Annotated in this window: 20 protein-coding genes and 3 tRNA genes; 13 read left to right on the plus strand and 10 right to left on the minus strand. The window is 72.7% G+C overall.

The window, feature by feature from the left end:
• Positions 1-6 precede the first annotated feature (6 nt).
• The 6 genes from eccCa to H8838_RS18315 all read left to right on the plus strand — a co-directional run bounded on the left by eccCa (position 7) and on the right by H8838_RS18315 (position 7,832).
• On the plus strand, positions 7-3,999 hold the full coding sequence (eccCa, locus tag H8838_RS18290) for a type VII secretion protein EccCa (protein WP_224766250.1): 3,993 nt from the start codon (positions 7-9) through the stop codon (positions 3,997-3,999).
• A gap of 56 nt (positions 4,000-4,055) precedes the next feature.
• Positions 4,056-4,358 carry a type II toxin-antitoxin system VapB family antitoxin gene (locus H8838_RS18295; RefSeq protein WP_181312051.1) on the plus strand — a complete coding sequence of 101 codons (303 nt, stop codon included), beginning with the start codon at positions 4,056-4,058 and terminating at the stop codon, positions 4,356-4,358.
• Positions 4,355-4,873, plus strand: a complete 519-nt coding sequence (locus H8838_RS18300; RefSeq protein WP_181312052.1) for a LytR C-terminal domain-containing protein — start codon at positions 4,355-4,357, stop codon at positions 4,871-4,873. Before H8838_RS18295 ends, H8838_RS18300 begins: the two co-directional genes overlap by 4 nt.
• Positions 4,874-5,022: 149 nt before the next feature.
• Complete coding sequence (locus tag H8838_RS18305) at positions 5,023-5,454, plus strand: hypothetical protein (RefSeq protein ID WP_185994397.1); 432 nt, start codon at positions 5,023-5,025, stop codon at positions 5,452-5,454.
• Between the two features lie 84 nt (positions 5,455-5,538).
• Positions 5,539-6,468 carry a hypothetical protein gene (locus tag H8838_RS18310; RefSeq protein ID WP_181312054.1) on the plus strand — a complete coding sequence of 310 codons (930 nt, stop codon included), beginning with the start codon at positions 5,539-5,541 and terminating at the stop codon, positions 6,466-6,468.
• Entirely contained in the window at positions 6,465-7,832 is a 1,368-nt protein-coding gene (locus tag H8838_RS18315) for a hypothetical protein (protein WP_181312055.1), read from the plus strand. The genes H8838_RS18310 and H8838_RS18315 overlap by 4 nt, the downstream gene beginning before the upstream one ends.
• A 31-nt stretch (positions 7,833-7,863) precedes the next feature.
• On the opposite strand, the gene H8838_RS18320 is transcribed toward H8838_RS18315, so the two are convergent.
• Both H8838_RS18320 and H8838_RS18325 read right to left on the minus strand, forming a co-directional pair.
• Complete coding sequence (locus tag H8838_RS18320; RefSeq protein ID WP_224766251.1) at positions 7,864-9,327, minus strand: vWA domain-containing protein; 1,464 nt, start codon at positions 9,325-9,327, stop codon at positions 7,864-7,866.
• Between the two features lie 61 nt (positions 9,328-9,388).
• Positions 9,389-10,258, minus strand: a complete 870-nt coding sequence (locus tag H8838_RS18325) for an AAA family ATPase (protein ID WP_181312056.1) — start codon at positions 10,256-10,258, stop codon at positions 9,389-9,391.
• A gap of 133 nt (positions 10,259-10,391) precedes the next feature.
• Between H8838_RS18325 and H8838_RS18330 the strand changes: the two genes are divergently transcribed.
• Positions 10,392-10,682, plus strand: a complete 291-nt coding sequence (locus H8838_RS18330; RefSeq protein ID WP_181312057.1) for a hypothetical protein — start codon at positions 10,392-10,394, stop codon at positions 10,680-10,682.
• Positions 10,683-10,786: 104 nt separating this feature from the next.
• Here the strand turns inward: H8838_RS18330 and H8838_RS18335 are convergent.
• Together H8838_RS18335 and H8838_RS18340 are read right to left on the minus strand one after the other, a co-directional pair.
• Positions 10,787-10,874, minus strand: a tRNA-Ser gene (locus tag H8838_RS18335).
• Positions 10,875-10,911: 37 nt separating this feature from the next.
• Positions 10,912-11,340 (minus strand): hypothetical protein, encoded by a 429-nt coding sequence (locus H8838_RS18340; RefSeq protein WP_181312058.1) that lies wholly within the window; start codon positions 11,338-11,340, stop codon positions 10,912-10,914.
• A gap of 112 nt (positions 11,341-11,452) precedes the next feature.
• On the opposite strand from H8838_RS18340, the gene H8838_RS18345 reads away from it, so the two are divergent.
• The 3 genes from H8838_RS18345 (at position 11,453) to H8838_RS20245 (ending at position 12,469) form a co-directional block, all read left to right on the plus strand.
• A complete protein-coding gene (locus tag H8838_RS18345) occupies positions 11,453-11,905 on the plus strand; it encodes a hypothetical protein (RefSeq protein WP_181312059.1) in 453 nt (150 codons plus the stop codon).
• Positions 11,906-11,997: 92 nt separating this feature from the next.
• Positions 11,998-12,091: transfer RNA gene (locus H8838_RS18350), tRNA-Ser, on the plus strand.
• A 255-nt stretch (positions 12,092-12,346) separates the two neighbouring features.
• Positions 12,347-12,469 carry a hypothetical protein gene (locus tag H8838_RS20245; RefSeq protein ID WP_258236647.1) on the plus strand — a complete coding sequence of 41 codons (123 nt, stop codon included), beginning with the start codon at positions 12,347-12,349 and terminating at the stop codon, positions 12,467-12,469.
• 115 nt (positions 12,470-12,584) lie between these two features.
• Here H8838_RS20245 and H8838_RS18355 read toward each other — a convergent pair whose 3' ends face one another.
• From H8838_RS18355 to H8838_RS18365, 3 genes are all read right to left on the minus strand, one after another.
• Positions 12,585-13,586 (minus strand): phospholipase D-like domain-containing protein, encoded by a 1,002-nt coding sequence (locus H8838_RS18355; RefSeq protein ID WP_185994396.1) that lies wholly within the window; start codon positions 13,584-13,586, stop codon positions 12,585-12,587.
• A 115-nt stretch (positions 13,587-13,701) separates the two neighbouring features.
• Entirely contained in the window at positions 13,702-15,579 is a 1,878-nt protein-coding gene (locus tag H8838_RS18360) for a phosphoenolpyruvate carboxykinase (GTP) (protein WP_185994395.1), read from the minus strand.
• Positions 15,580-15,816: 237 nt separating this feature from the next.
• A complete protein-coding gene (locus H8838_RS18365) occupies positions 15,817-17,661 on the minus strand; it encodes a phosphoenolpyruvate carboxykinase (GTP) (protein ID WP_181312062.1) in 1,845 nt (614 codons plus the stop codon).
• A gap of 180 nt (positions 17,662-17,841) precedes the next feature.
• Here H8838_RS18365 and H8838_RS18370 point away from each other — a divergent pair, with 180 nt between their 5' ends.
• Together H8838_RS18370 and H8838_RS18375 are read left to right on the plus strand one after the other, a co-directional pair.
• On the plus strand, positions 17,842-18,171 hold the full coding sequence (locus H8838_RS18370; protein WP_181312063.1) for an ArsR/SmtB family transcription factor: 330 nt from the start codon (positions 17,842-17,844) through the stop codon (positions 18,169-18,171).
• Positions 18,172-18,267: 96 nt separating this feature from the next.
• A tRNA-Arg gene (locus H8838_RS18375) sits at positions 18,268-18,340 on the plus strand.
• A gap of 73 nt (positions 18,341-18,413) precedes the next feature.
• Here H8838_RS18375 and H8838_RS18380 read toward each other — a convergent pair.
• From H8838_RS18380 to H8838_RS18390, 3 genes are all read right to left on the minus strand, one after another.
• Positions 18,414-19,751 carry a hypothetical protein gene (locus tag H8838_RS18380; RefSeq protein WP_185994394.1) on the minus strand — a complete coding sequence of 446 codons (1,338 nt, stop codon included), beginning with the start codon at positions 19,749-19,751 and terminating at the stop codon, positions 18,414-18,416.
• 102 nt (positions 19,752-19,853) lie between these two features.
• Positions 19,854-21,116, minus strand: a complete 1,263-nt coding sequence (locus H8838_RS18385; protein WP_185994393.1) for an MFS transporter — start codon at positions 21,114-21,116, stop codon at positions 19,854-19,856.
• Complete coding sequence (locus H8838_RS18390; protein WP_185994392.1) at positions 21,113-21,688, minus strand: winged helix-turn-helix domain-containing protein; 576 nt, start codon at positions 21,686-21,688, stop codon at positions 21,113-21,115. The genes H8838_RS18385 and H8838_RS18390 overlap by 4 nt, the downstream gene beginning before the upstream one ends.
• A gap of 164 nt (positions 21,689-21,852) precedes the next feature.
• Between H8838_RS18390 and H8838_RS18395 the strand changes: the two genes are divergently transcribed.
• Positions 21,853-22,734 (plus strand): universal stress protein, encoded by an 882-nt coding sequence (locus tag H8838_RS18395; protein ID WP_181312067.1) that lies wholly within the window; start codon positions 21,853-21,855, stop codon positions 22,732-22,734.
• The last annotated feature ends 31 nt before the right edge of the window (positions 22,735-22,765 follow it).

Below are 22,765 nucleotides of genomic sequence, written 5' to 3' on the forward strand. Positions count from 1 at the left end.
GGACGTGTGAGCACCGCACTGCGCAACGGGCACAGACTCGACGAGCCGGAGATGCCCACGGGCCAGATCGTCCTGCAGCCCCCACCGTCCCTGCAGGACCACGAGGGCGCCTCCGGCGTCCTGATGAACGCCATCCCGATGCTGGGCAGCCTCGGCTCGATCGTGCTGGTGGCCACCATGGGCGGCGGCGGCGCCGGCCGCGGCCGCAGCTTCCTGGCCGCCGGCATGTTCCTCTTCGCCACCCTGGGCTTCATCGTCGTCCAGATCGACCGCCAGCGGAAGCAGCGCGCCCAGCAGGTGACCGGCTCGCGCACCGAGTACCTGCGCTACCTCTCCGGTGTGCGCAAGCTGGCCCGGGAGGCCGCCGCCCAGCAGCGGCGGGCCCTCACCTGGCGCCACCCCGACCCGAGCGCCCTGCCCTCGCTGGCCGAGGAGCGGACCCGGATCTGGGAGAACGGGACGGGCGACCCGCACTACCTGCACGTGCGCTACGGCCTCTGCGCCCAGCCGCTCTCCCTGGACCTCGTGCCGCCGGAGAGCGCGCCGATCGACCAGGTGGACCCGGCGGCCGCCTCGGCCCTGCACCGTCTCCTCGTGGTGCACCGCACCCAGCCCAACCTGCCCGCCTCGCTGGACCTGCGCGCCTTCGACCGCGTCGAGGTCTGCGGCCCCGAGGAGGAGTCGCGCTCGCTGGCTCGCGCGCTGATCTGCTCCGCCACCGCCTTCCACAACCCCGAGCAGCTGATCGTCGCGGTGCTGACCTCCGAGGCGAACCTGGCCCACTGGGACTGGGTCAAGTGGCTCCCGCACGCCCAGAGCGCGCGCGAGTCCGACGCCGTGGGACCCATGCGGATGGTGGGCACCTCGCTCGACGACCTCGGCGCGCTGCTGCCGCCCGACCTCAGCGAGCGTCCGCGGTTCGGGGCCGACGAGCGCCCTGCCACCCCGCACATCCTGCTGGTGATCGACGGAGGCCACCTGCCGCCCGGCAACCACGTCGTCCCGCCGGACGGCCTGCACGGCGTCACCCTGCTCGACCTGCCCACCCGGTGGGACGAGCTGGAGGACTCCAGCCGGCTGCGCCTGCAGCTGACCGAGGCCCCCCAGCAGCAGGGGAAGTGCCCGGTGCTGGCGATCCGGCTGCGCGCGGAGCCGGTCAAGGCGCTGGTCGACCAGTGCGACCTGGCCACCGCGGAGGCGTTCGCCCGGCGGCTGGCGCCGTTGCACGTCGTCTCCTCCGGGACCACCGAGGCCAGCGCAGACATCACCGGGCCGGCGGACTTCATGGAGCTGCTCGGCATGGGTGACGTGCACAGCTTCGACCCCACCGCGGCCTGGCGTCCGCGCCCGGCCCGCGACCGGCTCCGGGTGCCGATCGGCCTGGGCGACGGCGGCTCCCTGGTGCACATGGACATCAAGGAGTCCGCGCAGCAGGGCATGGGCCCGCACGGTCTGGTGATCGGCGCGACCGGCTCGGGCAAGTCGGAGTTCCTCCGCACCCTGGTCCTCGGCCTGGCGATGACCCACCCGCCCGAGCAGCTCAACATGGTGCTCGTCGACTTCAAGGGCGGCGCCACCTTCGCCGGCATGTCGCACATGCCGCACGTCTCCGCGGTCATCACCAACCTCTCCGAGGAGCTCACCCTCGTCGACCGCATGCAGGACGCGCTGTCCGGCGAGATGGTGCGGCGCCAGGAGCTGCTCCGGGCTGCGGGCAACTACGCCTCCATCCGCGACTACGAGAAGGCACGCGCCGCCGGGGAGGACCTCGCCCCGCTGCCGTCGCTGTTCATCTGCGTCGACGAGTTCTCCGAGATGCTCACCGCCAAGCCGGAGTTCATCGACCTGTTCGTGGCCATCGGCCGGCTCGGTCGATCCATGGGCATCCACCTGCTGCTGGCCTCGCAGCGGCTCGAGGAGGGCCGGCTCCGCGGCCTGGAGTCGCACCTGTCCTACCGGGTCGGTCTGCGCACCTTCTCCGCCGGCGAGTCGCGCACGGTGCTGGGGGTGCCGGACGCCTACGAGCTGCCGGCCGTCCCCGGTCTGGGCTACCTCAAGCCGGACCAGTCCACCCTGCTGCGGTTCAAGGCGGCGTACGTCTCCGGTCCCCCGCCCGGCCGCAGCCGGGTGATCCGCGACGAGGGCGGCATGGTGCGCGGCATCCTGCCGTTCTCCATCGCCGAGGTGCAGACCCTCGAGCCCGAGCCCGAGGCCCAGGAGGAGGCGCCCGCGGCCAAGCAGCAGGGCGAAGCCCCCTCGATGCTCGACGTCGCGGTCTCCCGGATGGTCGGGCACGGCTCGCCCGCCCACCAGGTGTGGCTGCCGCCGCTCGACGTGCCGGACACGCTGGACGAGCTGATGCCGGACCTGGTCGAGGACCCGCAGCTGGGCCTGGTCTCGCCGCACTGGCGAGCCGCCAAGGGCCTGATCGTCCCGCTGGGCACGATCGACCGCCCGCGGGAGCAGCGTCGCGACACGCTCACCCTGAACCTGGCCGGCGCCGCCGGGCACGTCGCCGTCGTCGGCGGCCCGCGCACCGGCAAGAGCACCCTGCTCCGCTCCATCGTGACCAGCCTGTCGCTGACCACCACCCCGCTGGAGTCGCAGTTCTTCGTCATGGACTTCGGCGGCGGCACCTTCGCCCCGCTGGCCCGCCTGCCGCACGTCTCCGGTGTCGGCACCCGGGCCGAGCCCGACGTCGTCCGCCGGATCATGGCGGAGGTCAGCGGCATCGTCGACCGCCGCGAGAGCTACTTCCGCGAGCAGGGCATCGACTCTATCGAGACCTACCGCACCCGGCGCGCCCAGGGCACGGCCGACGACGGGTACGGCGACGTCTACCTGGTGATCGACGGCTGGGGCACGCTGCGCGCGGAGTTCGACGACCTGGAGATGGAGATCCAGCAGCTCGCCGGCCGCGGTCTCACCTTCGGCCTGCACCTGGTCACCGCGTCCGCCCGCTGGGCGGACTTCCGGGCCGCGATGCGCGACATCCTCGGCTCCCGCCTCGAGCTGCGCCTCGGTGACCCGCTCGACTCCGAGATCGACCGCAAGGTCGCGGCGCTGGTCCCCGTGGGCCGCCCGGGCCGCGGCCTGGTGCCGGGCAAGCTGCACTTCCTCGCCACCCTCCCGCGGATCGACGGGCGGGCCGAGGCCGACACCCTCGGCGCGGGCGTCGACGACCTGGTCGCGCGCTCCATCGCGGCCTGGCGGGGCCCCACGGGCCCCAAGCTGCGTCTGCTCCCCGAGCACATCACCCTGGAGTCGATCCGGGACGAGGCGAAGCGGCGCGACCAGCTCGGCCGCGAGCTCATCCTCGGCATCAACGAGAAGGAGCTGGCCCCGGCCACCCTCGACCCGGAGGCCGAGCCGCACCTGCTGGTCTTCGGCGACGGCCAGTCGGGCAAGAGCGCCCTGCTGCGCAACTACGTCCAGGAGATCATGCGCACCCGGACCCCGGCCGAGGCCCAGATCGTGGTCGTCGACTTCCGTCGTGCCCTCCTCGGCGAGGTCCCCGAGGAGTACCTGCTCAACTACCTGACCAGCGCGACCCAGGCCGCTCCGGCGCTCCAGGACCTGGCCGCGTACCTGCAGAACCGTCTACCCGGCCCGGACGTGACGCCCGAGCAGCTGCGGACCCGCACCTGGTGGACGGGTGCCGAGGTCTTCGTGGTGATCGACGACTACGACCTGGTCGCCACCTCGCAGAGCTCGCCCGCGCAGGTGCTGCAGCCGTTGATGGCCCAGGCCCGGGACGTCGGCCTGCACGTGGTGGTCGCACGCCGGGCCGGCGGCGCCTCCCGGGCGCTCTACGACCCGATCATCCAGTCGATGCGCGACCTGGCGATGCCCGGCATCATGCTCTCGGGTCCCCGCGACGAGGGCGTGCTGATCGGCAACGTGCGGCCTCAGCAGGCGGAGCCGGGCCGGGCCCGCCTGGTCACCCGCGACCGGGGCACCGAGGTCGTCCAGCTGGCGTGGACGGACCCGGTGATGTAGCCGGTGGGCGGTCGCTTCCTGGACCGCCCGCCAGGTGGCGTCGTTATAGTCGCGACGTGATCTTCAAGCGTGTGGGCGACGGCAGGCCCTACCCCGAGCACGGGCTCTCCTCCCGTGACTGGGCTGCCATCCCCCCGAGCCAGGTCCGGCTGGACCAGCTGGTCACCACCAAGGACACGCTCCACCTGGTCGCGCTGCTCGACGAGGACTCCACGTTCTTCGGAGACCTGTTCGCCCACGTCGTGTCCTGGGAGGGCGATCTGTACCTCGAGGACGGCCTGCACCGGGCCCTGCGCGCAGCCCTGCACCAGCGCAACGTGCTGCACGCCCGGGTGCACGAGATGACGAGCACCGGATGACCGCCCGGATCCGCTCCGCCCTGACCCTGACCGCGCTGGTGGTGCTGCTGCTCGGCTCGGTGATGTGGGGCTGGAGCTCGCTCACCCGGCCGCTGCCGCAGTCGGTGGAGGTGCCGGTGTGCACCGACACCTCGGTCTCCAAGGGCACCCTGGTCAGCCCCGACATGGTCGCGGTGAGCGTCTACAACGCCAGCAAGCGCAACGGCCTGGCCTCCAAGACGCTGAGCCTGCTGGTCACGCGGGGGTTCGTGCCCGCCGACACGGGGAACGCCCCGGAGGGCACCTCGGTCAAGGGCGTGCAGATCTGGGCCAAGAACAAGAACAACCCCGCGGTCCAGCTGGTCGGCTCGCACTTCCGCAACGCGCGGGTCGTCGAGGGCCCCGACCTCGGTCCCGGCGTGGTGGTGGTGGTCGGCGACGGCTTCACGAGCCTGCGCGGGGCGAAGAAGTCCCCGGAGACGGTCGGGGTCGAGTCCAACGCCACGATCTGCATGGCCCCCGAGCAGATCTCCTGATCACCGGTCTCCCGGTCCCCGGTCGCCTGGTCCCCGGGCCGACGGTGGCTCCTGGCAGGGTGGCTCCTGCCATGACTCCTGCAATGATGTGCCCGGTGTTTGCCCCCCTCGGATCGGGGTAATCCTCGGTGAGCACGGAAAGGGGTCCGATGTACGGCGAGACGGCAGCCATGCGCCGGCGCGTGGGACAGCTGCGCGAGCAGGCCGTGGAGCTCCGCCAGACCGCCGACCGCCTGGTCGCCCAGGCCGAGAGCGTGCCGTGGCGCGGCCGTGCGGCCGAGGCGATGCGGCTGAGGATCAAGGAGCGGGCCGCCCACCTGCGCGAGGCCGCCGGCCTGCACGAGAACGCCGCGGAGTCGCTCAGCCGGCACGTGCACGAGGTGGACCACCGCCAGGACTCGATCGTCGTGATCGAGCGCAAGGTCGCCTCGCTGGTCGCCGACGCCCAGAGCCGGGTCGAGACCCTGGAGGCCGCCCGACCCGGTGCTGAGCCGGAGCCCGAGGACGCCGTCCTGGTCGCCTTCGTGCCGCCGCCCAGCGGGCACAAGGACTGGCTCGACGTCGAGCTTCCGGGGCTGTGACCCGACGATGACCCCACGCCCACCCGCGGCCGTGCGAGCACGCCGTACGACCCCGCACCTCGGACCCCCTGGAGGGACCACGACATGGTGACCGTCGACCTGACCGCACCGCCGCCCGCCCCGACTCCCCTGGTCCTGGAGGGCCTGCCCCGCAGGATCGCGGTCACCCTGCCCGAGCTGAGGCTGCTCGCGACGGCCGCCGGCGGCGCGCCGCTGCCCTTCGACGAGCCCACCTCGGCGGCGACGCACGCCCTCGACGCGCGCCTCGGCACGAGCACCGCCTCCACCGAGGACGCCGCCTACGCCGCGGCCCTGGCCGCCCTGCACGACCCGGCCGAGACGCTGTCGCGGCGAGGGCTGCTGGGCCCCGGCGGTGCCGAGCCGGGCGTCCTGGGCGCGGTCGGCCTGCTGGCCACCCCCGAGCTCGCGCTGGAGATCGACCTCTCCGCCGGCGGCACCCGGGTCAAGTCCTGGCACCGGGAGGCGGGCGGTGCCGTGGCCACGCTGGGCACCGTCGACGGGGTGGTCTTCGAGCTCTCCTGGTTCGCCGCCGACCAGTGGGCCTCCGAGCTGGCCCGGGTGCCGGTGCCCCCGGAGGACCTGCGGCTCCAGGACTCCGCGGTCCCGGAGCTCCTCTCCGTGCCGTACACGCTGGTCGACGCGGTCGGCGAGGCGGTCAAGGCCAGGCGCACCGACCTCGTCCCGGTGCTGGTGGCCCAGCGCAGCGGCGCGGTCAAGGGGGCCGACGACGTCCCGCTGGACGACGCCACCGCGGCCACCGCCCTGGCGGCGCTGCACGGCGAGGCGCAGGGCCGGCTGCGCGTCCTGGCGGCCCGGGTCGGCGTCGACCGGACGACGCCCGTCGGCGTGGTCTCCTGGACCCTGCTCGCCGACGGCTGGCACGCCCTGCTTCCCCGGCACACCGACCAGGAGCCCCGGCTGGAGCTGCGCCGGGTCGCCCCGGACGAGCTCGCCACCACGCTGGCGCCGGTGCTCGCGGAGGTGAGCGCATGAACGAGATGCGCGACCAGATCCCGCACGTGGACGGCGCGGCGCAGGCCCCGGCGCTGGAGCACGGCAACGACGCGGCGGTCAACGCCGACAAGTACCACCAGATGCTGGCGCTGGCCGACCTCTTCGACTCCTCCGGGGACGACCTGCGCACCCGGGCCCGCCTCGGCGCCGCCATCCTGGCCGACGAGGACGTCGCCGCCTCCGCCCCGCTCTCGCCAGCCACCTTCGCCGAGGCCGAGGAGGAGATCCGGGCCGCGACGACCGGCAAGCACGGGCTGCTGACCCGCTCCGTCGAGCTCGACGCCGACGCCCTGGTGGTGCGTGCCACCGTGCTGACCTACCGGTGGATCGACGAGCTGCAGCTGGCGGCGTACCAGACGCTGGGCTCGATCGCCGGACGCGCCATCGGCTACCTGGCGCCCGAGGTCGCGCTCGGCGGGGCGATCGTCTCCGCCGGCCTGATCGAGACCGACGCGCTGGACCGCGAAGGGGTTGCGGCGTACCTGAGCCACCTGGCCGAGAGCAACCCCGAGCTGATGGAGCACGTGCAGGGCGGCGGCGGCCTCCTGGACGGGCTGCAGATGCGCTCGATGCTCACCGCGGCCGCGCTCACCGGGGAGCGGGGCACCCTCGCCGCCCGCGGCGGCCTGCGCGCCCTGGGCGTGCAGCCCTTCGCCTCCGACGCCGCCTCGGCGCTGCGGGACTCCGTGGGCGCCTGGGTGACCGAGACGCAGCGCGACGAGCCGCACGACGCCGAGGTGACCCCCCTGGGCGAGGGGAGCCCTCCGTCGAGCATCACCGACCTCATGCGCGCCCTCGTGGCCGTCGACGCCGCCGTGATGGTCCAGGAGGTCGGCGAGAGCCGCTTCATCGCCTATCTGGACGGACCCCGCGGTGGCGCCGGCCCCGGCAGCGGGGTGCGGCTGGTCAGCGGAGACCACTCCATGTACGCCCGCCAGGTGGTCAAGGCGATCGAGCGGGCCGTCGCCCACTCCGAGGACCCCCGGGTGCTGCTCGTCGGCACGGGTCAGGGCGGCACGACCGCCGCCGAGATCGCCGCGCAGGGCCGGTCCACCAAGTTCGTGATCGACCAGGTGATCGCGGTCAAGGCACCGGCGGCCCAGGTGCCGGTGGTGCCGCCCACCTGCCGGGTGCTCTCCCTGGAGGACCGCTCGGACCCGGTCGCGCTGCTCGGCACCCTGGTCAACCAGGGGGTGGAGAACCGGCTGACCGTGGTCCTGGACTGCACCGGCACCGAGGACGAGCCGGCAGTGGTGGTGGCCGGACGAGCCGCGGACGCCGCCACCCACCCCGACCTGGTGGCCGAGGTGACCCGGATCCGCGAGCTGGGCTTCCTCGCCTGACCCGCCGACCGCGCCGGCGCGCGGGCGGCGCTCAGACCAGGTCGTGCACGAACTGCTCGAGCTGGACCAGGTTGCGGCACTCCACCATCGGCACGATCGACCCGTAGACCGGGGCGGCCGAGTCGCCGGCGCCCCACTGGCGGGGGTGCTCGGGGTTGAGCCACCAGGCGTTGCGGCAGGCGGCCACCAGCTCGCGCAGGTGACCCTCGCCCAGGTCGCTGTAGTTGGACCGGGCGTCGCCGAGCACGAGCAGCGAGGCCTTGGGTCCCAGCGCGTCGGCGTGCCGCTGCGCGAACAGCGAGAAGGCCTGCCCGTAGTTGGTCCGGCCGAACCTCGCGGCGTGCTGGGCGCGCGCCGCGACCTGCGCCATCACCTCCCCCGGGTCTGCGCCGGGGTTGAAGACGTCGGTCACCTCGTGCACCTCGTCGACGAAGGTGAAGGCGCGCACCTTGGAGAACTGCTCGCGCAGGGCGAAGACGAGCATCAGCGTGAACTGCGCGAAGCTGGCCACCGAGCCGCTCACGTCGCAGAGCACGACCAGCTCCGTGCGGTGCGGTCGCTTGGGCCGGTGGTGCGTGGTGAGCGGCACCCCGCCGGTCGAGATCGAGGCGCGGACGGTCCGCCGGAAGTCCAGCGGACCGCGGCGCCGGGCGTGCTGCTCCTTGGTCAGCCGGCTGGCGAGCCGACGCGAGAGCGGGTAGAGCTGGCGCCGCATCTCCTCCAGGTCGGCCTTGCGGGCGCTGGTGAAGTCGAGCCGGTCGATGGTGGGCCGCAGGGTGATCCGGGCGATCTCGCCCGGCGGGCGGTCGACGGCGATCCGGCGCCGGGCGTCGGCCTCCACCAGAGCGGAGAACTCCGCGATCCGCCGCGCCGCGCCGGCGCGGGCCTCCTCGTCGGTGCGCCCCCGGGCGCGCAGGGCCGCCTCCAGCTGCTCGGCGAGCTCGCCGGGCGCCACCCGGCGCAGGGTGTTGTACGCCGACCAGCCCGAGCGCCCGGGGGCCCGCCCCGGCATCTGGCCGAATCGGCCGACCGCCTCGGTGGCCAGCTGCTGCAGCGACTCGGCCTGCCCGTCCTGCTGCCCCGGCTCCCCCGGCTCACCGGGCTTCCCCGGGCGCTCCTCGGGCTGCTCGGACGGCGGCAGGAGGGCCTCCGCCAGCCGCTCGCGCAGGTCCTCGAGCGCGGTGGCCGAGTCCCGGATGCCGTGCTCGTCGGCCAGCTCCTCGGTGGCGACGCCCTCGCCCAGCAGCCGGGGGAAGAAGAGGTCGAAGGTGGCGTCGAAGGTGGGCCGCTGGAGCTGGCGCTTGACCAGCGTGGCGGCGTACGCCGTGCGCACCGTCTCCCGGTCGTCCCAGCTCAGGGCCGAGACCGCGTCGATCGCGTCCAGGCCCTCCGACAGCGAGACCGGCATGCCGGCTGCCCGCAGCGCGTCCAGGAAGGCGACGTGGCGGTCGAGCAGCCCCGACGTGGTGGGTGCGCCGGGCTCAGCGGCGGCCACGGCCGCTCCTCCTGGTCCTGCGCCGGGTCCTGCACCGGGTCCTGGGTGGCGTCACCCGCGCTCACCTGCGCAGCTTGAGCTCGCGCACGGCGCGCTCCTGGTCGGAGCGGTGCTTGAGCACCGCCCCCAGGGTGGCGTCGACCGTGGCCTCGTCCAGGTCGCCGATCTCCAGCGCCACCAGGGTGCGGGCCCAGTCGATCGACTCGGCGATGGACGGCGCCTTCTTCAGGTCCAGGTCGCGCAGCCGGACCACGGTGTCGACGAGCTGGCGGGCGACCTTCTCCGCCAGGTCCGGCACCCGGCTGCGCACGATCTCCAGCTCCCGCTCCAGGTCGGGGTAGTCGAGGTGGAGGTAGAGGCAGCGCCGCTTGACCGCCTCGGAGAGCTCGCGGGTCGCGTTCGAGGTCAGGACCACGAAGGGCCGGCGGGTCGCGACGACGGTGCCGAGCTCGGGGATGGTCACCTGGAAGTCCGAGAGCACCTCCAGGAGCAGGCCCTCGACCTCGACGTCGGTCTTGTCCACCTCGTCGATCAGCAGGACGGTGGGCTCCTCGCGCCGGATCGCGGTGAGCAGCGGGCGGGTCAGCAGGAACTCGTCGGTGAAGATGTCGTCGTGCGTCTGCTCCCACCCCTGGGCCGCGGTGTCGGTGGCCTGGATCCGGAGCAGCTGCTTCTTGTAGTTCCACTCGTAGAGCGCGCGGGCCTCGTCCAGCCCCTCGTAGCACTGGAGCCGCACCAGCTCGGCGCCGCACGCCGTCGCGACCGCCTTGGCCAGCTCGGTCTTGCCCACGCCCGCCGGTCCCTCCAGCAGCAACGGCTTCTCCAGGGCGCCGGTCAGGAAGGTGGTGGTGCCGGTCGGCTGGTCGGCCAGGTAGCCGACCTCACCGAGGCGTCGTACGGCGTCGGCCGGGGAGGCGAACCAGGAGCTCATGGGGGCGACTCTAGGCCGGGACCCGCGGGAGAGCTCACCACCCGGGCGGCACACCGGAGGCACGGGGGCACACCGGCGCCGGACGACGACGCCCGAGGGTTAGGCTCGGACCAGCCGACCCCTAGGGAGACCCATGAGCACTGAAGAGGACGCAACCCTCAGCGTCGCCGCGCAGCTGATCGCCGACGAGGAGACCGTGCACGACGCCACCGTGAGCGGCACCCGGTCGGGCATCCACCTGGAGCTGGTGGACCTGTCCACGACGCCGCCGGCCGACGACGACTGGGACCTGGACCCGACCGCGGACCTGGGCCTGAAGATCATGATCGGGGGCATCGACCCCGAGGTGGCCGGACAGCTGCTGCGGATCGCTGCCGACTTCCTCGACGAGGCGACCATCGAGGACGACGAGGACGAGGACTGAGTCCTCCCGGACGGCTGATGCCGACCGATGCACCGCGCCGAGGGCGTCCGCGAGCCGCGGGCGCCCTCGCGCCGTTCCTGCTGCCTGTTCCAGGCGGTCCCGCGTGGCAGAGGGGGCGGGATTCGAACCCGCGGTAGGTCTCCCTACGACCGCTTTCAAGGCGGTTCCGATCGGCCACTCCGGCACCCCTCCACGCGCGGCCAGCCGCGCGTGCGAGCAGTCTAGGAGATCACTCGGGCCGGGCGGCCTCTCCCCGGTCCTCGGGCCCGCAGGCCTTGCCCCGGACGAGGTGCTCGCGGATCTCGGCCACCAGCCGGCGCATCTCGTAGCCCGCCCGGTCGACGTCGGGGTCGCCCATCATCCGGAACCGCAGCTCGCTCATCCGGCCGAGCAGCCGGTTCCGCTCCCGCAGGGACCGGGAGTCGCGGGCCGAGGTCCAGTCGGCCGGCTGGTCCGACTCCTGGACGAGCAGCTCGCGGACCGTCACCATCCGCTGGAGCACCGCCCAGCGCCAGACCTCGAGCGGGGTGCTGGCGCGTCGGGAGGTCAGGGCGTGCTCGAGGCGGCGCAGATGCACCTCTCCCGGGACGGCTCCGACCTCTGACGTGGCTCCCTCGTCGGACACGGAGCCCGGCGGGTCGCCGGCTGCGGTGCTCACGGAGCGCTCCTCCCCCATGGAACGTGACCTGAGCGACCAGTGTGACTGGGCTCACCTGGCCTGGGCAAGGCCCGGGTCGTAGTCACTTCGGGTCATCTTGTTCAATCGTCATGTGGCCTCCGACTACCGCTTCTCCCCCGCTCTCACCGCCCGCATGCTCGGCGTCGCCCTCATCGCCTCGGCGGTGCTGATCGCGCTCGCGACCGTCGGCGTGGCCGTGCTGAGCCTGCACACGATGGTCCTGCTCGTCCCGGTCCTGCTGGTGCTGGTCGCCCTGGTCACGCTGATGGCGTGGAGCAACGGCTGGGTGGTGCGGCTGCGCGACGAGGGCTACGAGGTACGCCGGGTCCGCGGCGCCGGCGTGTCCGGCGCCCGGTGGCGGGACGTGGAGGACGTGGTGACCACCCACCGCCACGGGTCGCCGTGCGTGGTGATCCGCCTCCGCGACGGGCGCACCACCACGATCCCGGCCGACGTGCTCAACGCCGACAAGGACGCCTTCGCCCGCGACGTGGTGGAGCACCTCCAGCGCGGGCACGGCGTCGGCGCACCCGGCGGGTCCTGACCGGCCGCGGGTGCCCGGACGGGCGCGACGTGCCGACCCGTGGGGCTGATTCGGCACACGGCGGCGGGCCTAGTAGCCTGTCCTCGCTGCAAGGAGGCGTCGCCTAGTCCGGTCTATGGCGCCCGCCTGCTAAGCGGGTTTGGGGCTACAACCCCATCGAGGGTTCAAATCCCTCCGCCTCCGCCAGCGTGTTCGGGCCTCGTGCGATGCGCACGGGGCCCGAACCCATTTCCGTACCGTTTCCGGGTAACCGTCACGGCCCCGCTCGACCGTCCGGAGCCCGCTCGGGACCCGCCCGGGGCGCCTCGCGTCAACCCCGGAGCCGATTGCAGGTCACTGCAGTGCACAAAGATGCACGGCACATCGACTGACGAATGTTCGGACGGACGCGCAGAATCTTCCTGAGAGGGTCCCCATGACCCCGACCCGGAAGGTGTGACCATGCAGAAGAAGATGCTCCGACTGACCGCCATCGCCCTCGTTGCCGGCTTCCTCGGCCTCGGCGCGACCGCCGCCCCCGCGCAGGCCCGCGACACCAGCTGGGGCTACTCCATCGGCCGCTGACACCACCCCACCGACTGCGGGGCCGGGATGCTCGGGTCCCCCCGCCGAGCCCCGGTGAAAGCCACTCGGCTGGTCCCGCACCACGGATGAAGGCAGCGACCTCTGGTCGCTGCCTTCATCCGTTCTCGGGGTCGACCGGGTCCTCGTGGCCGGAGACGCCGAGCCGGCCCATCGCGTAGCCCAGCTGGAACCGGGTCTGGGCGTCGTACTCCTGCTTGAGGTCCGCCACGTAGCCGGCGTAGGTGCGCGGGCTGACGCCGAGCCGCTTGGCGCTCGCCGGGTCGGCGTACCCGGCGATCAGCATCCTGATGGTCATCGCCCGCTGCTCCGCGGCGACGTCCCTGCTCATCGAGGTCTCGCGCTGGGTGAACGGGCGGGCCCGCTCCCAGGTGCGCTCGAACATGTCGACCAGATAGGCCACCAGGGACGGCTCGCGGATGGCCAGCGCCACCGCCAGGCCCTCGTGGCCGGGGATCACCGCAAGCCGCCGGTCCACCACGATCAGCCGGTTGAAGAACTCGTCGAGGGTGCGCACCTCGGCGCCCCGCCGGGAGACGGCGGCGACGTACTTGTGGGTGGCGGAGTGCCGCCTGGCCGAGTGCTGGTAGAGCGTGCGCATCCGCACGCCGCGGTCCAGGGCGTCGGTGTCGCGCTGCGTGGCCGCGGCCAGCGTCGGGGCGTTCCGCCCGAACTGCGGCTGGGCGGTGAGCAGCTCGAACTCGGCGTCGGCGACGACCGAGGCGATGAAGGGGTTGATCGCCTCTCCGCGCACCTCGGTGAAGAGGCCGCGCGCCGATCCCGGAGCGTTGCGCCACAGGTGCCCCAGCGCGTTGAAGGCCTGCGCCCACCGCGCCGACTCCGAGATCAGCTCGGCGCCCTCCTGGCCCATCGGGGCCACCACGGTCGAGGAGACCGTCGACGGGTCGACCGGCACCCACCGTCCCTCGTCGTTGACCACCAGCCCGATCCGGCGGAGCAGGTCGAGGGCGGCCTTGCCCTCCTCGCCCGCGACCAGCTGGTCGGAGGCGGCGATCCCGCCGCGGGAGACGATGGCGTCGTAGAGGTCGGTGGCGATCCGCTCGAAGAGCTCACGGTCCTCGGGTCCGAACTGCGACACGACGCGCTCCTCCCTGCTCCGGCGCTCTGGGCGGAATCCTTGCACGGACCCGGTACGGCCGCCGCCCTCGACCCGCGCGGGTCAGGGGCGGCGGCGACGTCGCGGGCTGGGTGGCTCAGGCGTCCAGGCGGGCGCGCAGGGTGTCCAGCTCGGTCCACAGGACGGCGGGCAGGTCGTCGCCGAACTTCTCGAACCACTCCTGGATCTGCGGGATCTCCGCCTTCCACTCCTCCACGTCGACGGCCAGCGCGGCAGCCAGCTGGTCGTCGCTCAGGTCGAGGCCCTCGACGTCGAGCGAGCCCGGCGCCGGCACGTGGCCGATCGGCGTCTCCACCGCGGCGGCCTGGCCCTCGAGCCGGTCGATGACCCACTTGAGCACGCGGCTGTTCTCGCCGAAGCCCGGCCACAGGAAGTCGCCGGACTCGGCGTCGCGGCGGAACCAGTTGACGTAGAAGATCCGGGGCAGCTTGGACTCGTCGTTCTCCTTGCCCATGGAGATCCAGTGGCCGAAGTAGTCCCCGGCGTTGTAGCCGATGAACGGCAGCATCGCCATCGGGTCGCGGCGCACCACGCCGACCGCGCCGACCGCGGCCGCTGTGGTCTCCGAGGAGAGGGTGGCGCCCATGAACGTGCCGTGGGTCCAGTCACGGGCCTCGGTCACCAGCGGGATGGTGGTGCGGCGGCGGCCACCGAAGAGGATCGCGTCGATCGGCACGCCGCGGGGGTCGTCGTACTCGGCGGCGAGGATGTCGCACTGCTTGATCGGGGTGCAGTAGCGGCTGTTGGCGTGGCTGGAGAGCTCGCCGGTGGCGGCACCGATCTCCGGCGTCCACGGCTCGCCCTTCCAGGAGGTCGCCTTGGCCGGCGGGTTCTCCAGGCCCTCCCACCAGACGTCGCCGTCCTCGGTGAGCGCGACGTTGGTGAAGACCGAGCTGCCCTTGTTGATCGTCTTCATCGCGTTCGGGTTGGTGTGCTCGTTGGTGCCCGGGGCGACACCGAAGAAGCCGAACTCGGGGTTGACCGCCCACAGGCGACCGTCCTCGCCGATCCGCATCCAGGCGATGTCGTCGCCGATCGCCTCGACGTTCCAGCCGGGGATGGTGGGCTGGAGCATCGCCAGGTTGGTCTTGCCGCAGGCACTCGGGAAGGCGGCCGCGACGTACTTGGTCACCCCCGCGGGGCTGGTGAGCTTGAGGATGAGCATGTGCTCGGCCATCCAGCCCTCGTCGCGGGCCATCGCCGAGGCGATCCGCAGGGCGTAGCACTTCTTGCCCAGCAGCGCGTTGCCGCCGTACCCGGAGCCGAAGCTCCAGATCATCCGCTCCTCGGGGAACTGGACGATGTACTTGGTGTCGTTGCACGGCCACGCCACGTCCGCCTGGCCCTCGGCCAGCGGCATCCCGACCGAGTGCAGCGCCGGCACCCAGGCCACGTCCTCGCCTGCGGCCTGCAGCTCCTCCATCCGGCGCAGCACGTCGGTGCCCATCCGGGCCATCACGCGCATCGAGACGGTGACGTACGCGGAGTCGGTGACCTCCACGCCGAACATCGGCTTCTCGGCGTCCAGGTGACCCATCACGAACGGGATGACGTACATCGTGCGGCCGGCCATGCAGCCGTCGTAGAGCCCGCGCATGAGCTCCTTCATCTGCTCGGGATCCATCCAGTTGTTGGTGGGTCCCGCGTCCCGCTCCTCGACGGAGCAGATGTAGGTGCGGTCCTCGACCCGGGCCACGTCGGTGGGGTCGGAGGCGGCGTGGAAGGAGTTCGGCTTCAGCTCCGGGTTGAGCCGGGTGAAGGTGCCCGTGCCCTCCAGGGCCCGGGTGAGCTGGTCCCACTCCTCGTCGGAGCCGGTGCACCAGTGGATGTCGGCCGGCTTGGTCAGGGCGGCGACCTCCTCGACCCAGGCCAGGATCCCCGGGTGGCTGGTGGGGGCGCCGGCCGAGCCGGCGGTCGTGGGCACAGACCCAGGAGTGTCGATCGTGGCAGTCATGCTGTCCCTCTCGCGTGCGAGCAGATGTCGGTCGGGCTTCTGAGCGCCCGGCAGCGTTGCCCGGCGGATGGGTGCCCAGAGGCTAGATGCTCGCGGGGTGAGGCTCCTATTGGATCGATCCACCCCTGTCAGCAGTTTGCGCAAATGGGATGGTCCCCCGCCTCCACGACCAGCCACCCGGAGGTGGTCGGTCGGGAGACGGGGGACCGTCAGCGTGCGGTGGGGCTCAGCCCACGCTCAGCTCTTGTCCGCCTCCAGCGCGGCGGCCACGCGGCGGTGGGCCTCCCAGATCGCCTCGGGCATCCGGTCGAACTGCTTGAGGTGCTCCTCGCGGAAGCCCATCTCCTGACGCCAGCGCGCGTTGTCGATGGTGAGGATCCGGTGGAGGTCCTCCTCCGGCAGCTCGAGACCCTCGAGGTTGAGCTCCTCCTCGGTCGGGATGATGCCGACCGGGGTCTGGTTGCCCTCGACCTCGCCGTTCTTGAGCTGCAGCAGCCACAGCAGCGGGCGCAGGTTCTCCCGGTATCCGGGCCACAGGAAGTGGCCGTCCTCCGGGTCGCGCTGGAACCAGTTGACGTGCGCGAAGATCGGCTGGTCCTTGGCCGCGCCCACCACGTCGAGGTAGTGCTGGGCGTAGTCGCCCTCGCCGTAGGCCATGAACGGCCGGTTCGACATCGGGTCGTAGCGCAGCTGGCCCTCGACACCCTCGGCGGCGAAGGTCGCCTCGGCGCCCAGGGTGAGGCCGTCGTAGACGCCCTCGGCCAGGTCGCGGACCGCACGGATCAGCGGCTCGCGGTCACGGGTGCGGCCACCGAAGATGATCGCGTCGATCGGCACGCCGGGGGCGGCGTTGTAGTCGGGCGCGATGTTCGGGACGTTGTCCAGCGTCGTGGTGAAGCGGCTGTTCGGGTGCGCCCACGGCTCGTTGCGCTCGGCCTCGGAGCGCTCCGAGATCGGGTTGCCCTTCCAGTCCAGCCAGCCCTCGACGTCGGCCGGCGGCTCGGGCGTGCGGCCCTCCCACCAGACCTCCTGGGTGGTCGGGTTGTAGGCGACGTTGGTGAAGATCGTCTTGGTGCCCGGCTCGACCGACTTGAGCGCGGTCGGGTTCGTGATCTCGTTGGTGTCCTTGGCGACACCGAAGACGCCGTACTCCGGGTTCATGCCCATGAGCTTGCCGGTCTTCTCGTCCACCCACAGCCACGCGATGTCGTCGCCGTAGAAGTGGACGGTGTAGCGGTCACCCAGGGCGTCGGGCGCCAGCATCATCGCCAGGTTGGTCTTGCCCGAGGCGCTCGGGAAGCCACCGCAGATGTGGTACGTCTTGCCGGTCTCGTTGTCGGTGATCCCGATGAGCATGTACTGCTCGGCGAGGAACTTCTTCGAGGCCCAGCCGTCGTAGGCCCCCTGGCGCAGGCCGTGGGCGATCTTGCCGAGCAGCGCGTTGCCGCCGTACGACGAGCCGAAGTGCAGGATCGTGCGCTCGTCACCGACGGTGACGAAGTAGCGCTGGTCCTCCGGGGTGCCCTGGCCGAGGTTCTCCAGGTCGCCGGTCACGTGGACGGCGCGGACGAAGCTGTTCTGGTCCTCGAGGTCGTTGACGAACTCGACGCCCACGCGGGCCATCCGGATCATGTGCAGCACGACCGTGCGGGTGTCGGTCAGCTCGACACCGGCCGCCCACGGGGCGAGCTCGTTGCCGGGAGGCGCCATCAGGTAGGGGACGACGTACATCGTCTTGCCGGCCGAGGCGCCGCGCATGCGGTCCTCCAGCATCGGCTTCATCTCCGAGGCGGGGCGCCAGTTGTTGTAGACGCCCTTGTCCTTGGGGTCGTTGGTGGCCACGATGGTGCGCTCCTCGGAGCGCGCCGTGTCCTTGTAGTAGCTGCGGGAGTAGTAGCGGTCCTCGCCGGCGGGCATCAGCTCGCCGGCTTCGACGGCCTCGGCCAGCAGCCGGTCGTCGTCGGCCGCGGTGACGACCTCGACGCGCTCGGCGCCCGTCAGCTCCGCGTAGTACTTCACGTAGTCACGGACGTGCTGGTTCGTCAGCCCGGCTGCGTCCAGGGCTGCCTCAACGTCTGCCATCGTGCCTTGCTCCCTACCTGTGGAAGTGCTGGACCCCGGACTCTTCGCCCGGGTCGGAATCACTCGACCCGCTGGGCCGTTTCGACTGGTGCTGCGTCTGCCTGCATCCTAGTTGAAGAGTTTTGCAACTCATGTAGTCTGCACGCTGATGAGACTACCCCCGAAGGAGGTCAGCGCATCATGGCAGTACCACTCTACGAGGCCAAGGCCGACCTCTTCCGCACGCTGGGACACCCCACGCGGGTCCGCGTGCTCGAGCTCCTGGCCGAGCGCCCCCGACAGGTGAAGGAGCTGCTCGCGGAGATCGGCATCGAGGCCTCGAACCTCTCCCAGCAGCTCTCGGTGCTGCGCCGCGCCGGCCTGGTGACCGCCTCCCGGCAGGGCGTGGCGGTCACGTACGCCGCCGCCAGCCCGCAGATCGCCGACCTGCTCGCGGCCGGCCGGACGATCCTCGCCTCGGTGTGGAGCGACACCGAGGGCATGCTCCACGAGCTGCGCGAGACGTCGTGATCCGGCTGCGCGAGACCTCCTGATTTCGCGACCGCCCGGCTGATCGGCTACTCTCTACCAGTCGTTGTCACGCGCCTCGAGTGCGTGCCAGGACGGGCGCCCGTAGCTCAACGGATAGAGCATCTGACTACGGATCAGAAGGTTTGGGGTTCGAATCCCTACGGGCGCGCAAGACGAGAGGCCCCCGCCGACCACCAGGTCGCGGGGGTTTTCTCGTTCCCCAGCCTCTGCGTTCCGCGTCTTCAGCTCGGCTCAGGCGTCAAGGTCAGGGTGACGCCGCCACTGGCGCCGTGCTCGAGGACCAGCTCGGCCCTGGCGTGCGCGGGGTCGACCACGGCGCCGGTCGCCACGGGGTTCTCCTGGTTGACGGAGACCCCGCCGTAGCAGTCGCGGCCACAGGTACGAGAGACCCCCGCGAACCAGCCACCTCCCTGGACGGTCACGTCACTGGCGGCGAGCCGGACCGCCCCGGCCGCGCTCGCCAGCACCCGCATCCGGAACCTCTGTCCCGGCTCGGCCGACTCCAGACGCACCGGAGGTCCACCCACCACCAGGTCGGGGGCGTCCCGGTAGGCGCGCACACGCAGGGAGCGCTCCGCGTACGGCGCGTCCGCGCGGCTGGCCACCACCAGGCGGTACGTGCCCGCCTTCGCCGGGTAGCCGGGTCCGTCGGCGAGCCAGTACTGGAATCCCGGCGCCCACCACTCCGTCTCGGCGTCCAGGTAGGTCTCCACCCCCTCGGGGAGCCGGACGGTCAGCACGTGCTCGCGTCCACCTCCCGACGCCAAGGTCACCGGCGGGCCGTCGAGCTCGACGGTGTGGGTGAGCGCGCTGAGCGCCTCGACCCGGGCACGGGAACGGAAGGTGAGACCGACGCGCGTGCCGTGGCGCAGCGCCGGGTGGTCGTCGTCGGTGTAGTCCCACGGCAGGCGGTTGAGCGGCAGCCCGTGCTCCACCGACACGCCGTCGTCGTCCAGGCCGCTCAGCTCGTCGCCCACGAGCATGAGGTCGGCGTCGATCTGGCGCCCACCGGCGTTGCGCCCGGTCAGCCTGACCCGTCCGGTGCGGGGCACCCGGATCCACGCCACGTCGTAGAAGCCGGGCCGGGGCTTCCGGAGCCGGACGGGCTTCCCGTCGACGGCGATCCTGTGTCCGCGCACCTTCATCAGCCGGATCAGGACGGGGTCGTCCTCCGAGCCGCAGCGGGCCGTGGGCCGGAACCGGAACGTCGCCCGGCCCGTCGTCCGCACCCGGAACACCCGGGACTGGTAGGTCCGCTTCTCGGCCCGCGCCCCGCGGCGGTCCGTCAGGGTCACGAGCCCCCGGCACGACCTGGAGTACTTGCTCCGCGCGCTGAGGACGACCTCGTCGCCGCGGGACGCCTGGAAGGTGATCGTCCCCTCCTGGCGGTACGCGAGCCGGACCGGCGCGTCGCCGTACCCCCGGGACACGTGCTTGGCAGCCGGCGGACCGGGCGCAGCGGCCGCCCGGCTCGCGCCACCGGTCTCGAGCGTGCCCGCCAGGGCGGCTCCGCTCGAGGCGACCAGGGACAGGACGACGGCAGCGACCGCTCGGCGCATGGCTCCCCCACCAGTACGGACGGCTCGGACACCGTCAGGTGGGGGCACCCTACTGGTCTGCGGCCGGCGGCGGTGCCGCCTGCGCCCAGCCGCGCAGACCGGTCACGCCCCCACCTCGACCCGCCTGCGCTCGGCTCGCCAGGCGGGCAGGTAGAGCGGGGCGGCCAGCGCCAGCACCACGGCGCCGACGCACATGGCCAGGCTGACCGAGGTGCCGTCGGCGAGGGCGGTGAGCGCCACCATCCCGACGGCTCCCGCGGGCTGGGCGACCATCGAGTTGAGCGAGAGCACGGTGGCTCGCACGTCGTCGGTGGCCTGCTCGTGCAGCAGGGACACGTGGGCCGCGTTGGAGAGCCCGTGCACGGCGTAGCAGGCCAGGAAGGCGGTGAGCAGGCCGACCACCCCGGCGGCCACGCCCATCCCCAGCACCGCGAGTCCCTGGAGCACCCGCATCAGCGCCGCCGTCGGCGCGACGCCCCAGCGGTCGCAGAGCCGCGGGGTCAGCGCCGACCCGAGTGCCGAGGCGATCCACACCCCGGTCAGTGCCGGGCCCAGGATCGCTGCGGCCTGCCGCTCGTCGCCCACCACCTCGGCCAGCCGGACCGGGGTGAGCGACTCGAAGGTGGCCATGCCGAAGCCCCAGAACAGCTCCACGGCGAGCAGCGCGAAGAGCACCCGGTCGCCCCGCGCCAGGGCGAAGCCGGCGCGGACGGTGCCGGGGGTGGCGGCGAGCTGGCGGCGGAACCCGAGCCCGGCCGAGCGGGGCGCCTCGACCATGAGCAGCGCGGTGGCCAGCAGCGCGCCCGCCTGCAGCACCGCGGCCAGCACGACCGGGACGACCAGCGCGTCCGCGCCGGGCACCGGGTCCCAGGCGACCAGCAGTCCGGCGCCCGCCGAGCCGACGGCGATCGCCACCGCGAGCACCGCCCCCTGCGCGCCCATCCCGCGGGCCAGGGAGGTGCGCGGGTCCAGGGCGCGGGCGGTGTCGACGTACCAGGCCTCCAGCGGACCGCTGTCCAGCGCCCGGTAGAGACCTTGGAGCGCGAAGAACACGACGAAGCCGGTCACCGAGTCCGCGACCAGCAGCACCAGGAGCGCGGCCAGGTTGATCGTCTTGCCCACCAGCAGCAGGCGACGCCGGCCCAGCGAGTCGGCCAGGCCTCCGGTCGGCAGCTCGAGGGCGACGACCACCAGCCCCTGCACGGCCGCGGCCAGGCCGAGCTGGGACAGGCTGAGGCCGCGCTCCAGCGCCAGCAGCACCATCACCGGCATCAGCAGGCCCGTGGGCAGCCACCGCAGCGCGGTCAGCGCCAGGAACCGGCGGTAGACCTGCTCGCCGGTCAGCGACGTCCCGCCGCCGCTCACAGCGGGAGCTCCCCGCGGAACGGCACCAGGTGCTGGAGCCACAGCACCCGCGCGGCCGACTCGTCGGCGGGGGCGGTCTCGTCCCGGTACCGCTCGACCACGGCCCGGATCTCCGCCGTCATCGCCTTCGCCCGGTCAGGGGTCAGGGTGAGCACGTCGTCGCTGGAGTCGGCGGCCTCGACCCACTCCTCGTCCCACTCGGCCTCCTCGGCCAGCCACTGCTCCAGCAGCCGCAGCTGCCATCGGTAGGCCTGGCGGCGCATCTCCTGGGTCGCCCGGTACGCCGGGCGACTGCCGAGGAAGTCGCTCGCGGAGTACGCCGTCAGCCCGTGCGCGGCCCGCCACCACCGCTCGCGGCGGCTCCCGCGCTCGGGGTCCTCCTCGATCAGGCCGGCGTCGGCGAGCTTGCGCAGGTGGTAGCTGGTCAGTCCGCTCGACTCCCCCAACCGCTCCGCCAGGCCGCTGGCCGTGCTCGGTCCCTCGATCCTCAGCAGGCTCAGGAGCCGGGCCCGCAGCGGGTGCGACAGGGCCGCCAGCGACTGCTCGTCGAGGGTCACGGTGGTGCGTTCCATCGGGCCATCATGGCAGTGCAAAGAGCATTTGCAAAGAGTCTTTGCGGTACGGGTGACGAGTCAGACACCGACACCCCGGGGGCGCGGCCGGCGGCAGGGATAACGTGGGAGCGAGGACGCAGGCACGCGGTCCTGCGGCCCGTCATCTGCCCGAGGAGGCCACGATGAAGGCGATGCCCGGTTCCGTCCTGGTGGGAGTCACCGGCAGGGGCGAGAACACCCAGGCCCTGCGGTTCGCCCTCGAGGAAGCACGACGTCTGGGCACCGGGGTCACCCTGGTGCACGCGGTCGCTCCGGCACCGCCCACCCCGCCGGGCGCGGTGCTGGTCACGTTCGAGGACGACTGGACCGAGCTGGGCCGCACGATCGTGGCCGAGGTGGCCGCCGAGGCCGAGGAGCTGGCCGGGGACGTCCCGGTCTCCTCCGTGGTCGGGTACGGCGCCGCCGGCGCGCTGCTCAGCGACCTGAGCCGGGACGCCGTACGCGTCGTCCTCCAGCACCAGCACGTGCACCGGATGGTCCGCCTGGTCACCGGATCGACCTCGGCGCGGGTCGCCGCCCAGGCGCACTGCCCGGTGATCTCCGTCCCCGCCGGCCACGAGGCCGAGCCGGAGTCGTCGGGTGACGTGGTGGCCGGCGTGCACGACGACGGCGGGCCGGCGGAGGTGGTCAAGGCTGCCGTCGCCGAGGCGGAGCTGCACGGGTGGCGCACCCGCCTGCTGCACGCCTGGCACCTGCCCGGCGCCTACGACGACCTGCTCGAGCCCGAAGGCGCCTGGGCCAGGGCTGCGCTGGAGAACCTCCGGCACTCGAGCCAGGACCACGCCGGCGCCGACCTGGAGGTCGAGGTCGTGCACGAGTGGCCGGCCGACGCACTGGTCGAGCGGTCCAAGACGGCGTCCCTGGTCGTGGTCGGCCGCCACGGTCGCCGCGGCCCGATCTCGCCCCGGCTCGGCTCGCGGGCACGCGCGGTGCTCGCCAACTCCCACTGCCCGGTGATGGTGGTCCCGCTGGCGTCGGAGTCGACCGAGCGACGCTCCGACTGATCCGGGACGCGCCTGCACCCGTGTCCGGGTG

Source organism: Nocardioides campestrisoli (assembly GCF_013624435.2).
Lineage (GTDB): Bacteria > Actinomycetota > Actinomycetes > Propionibacteriales > Nocardioidaceae > Nocardioides > Nocardioides campestrisoli.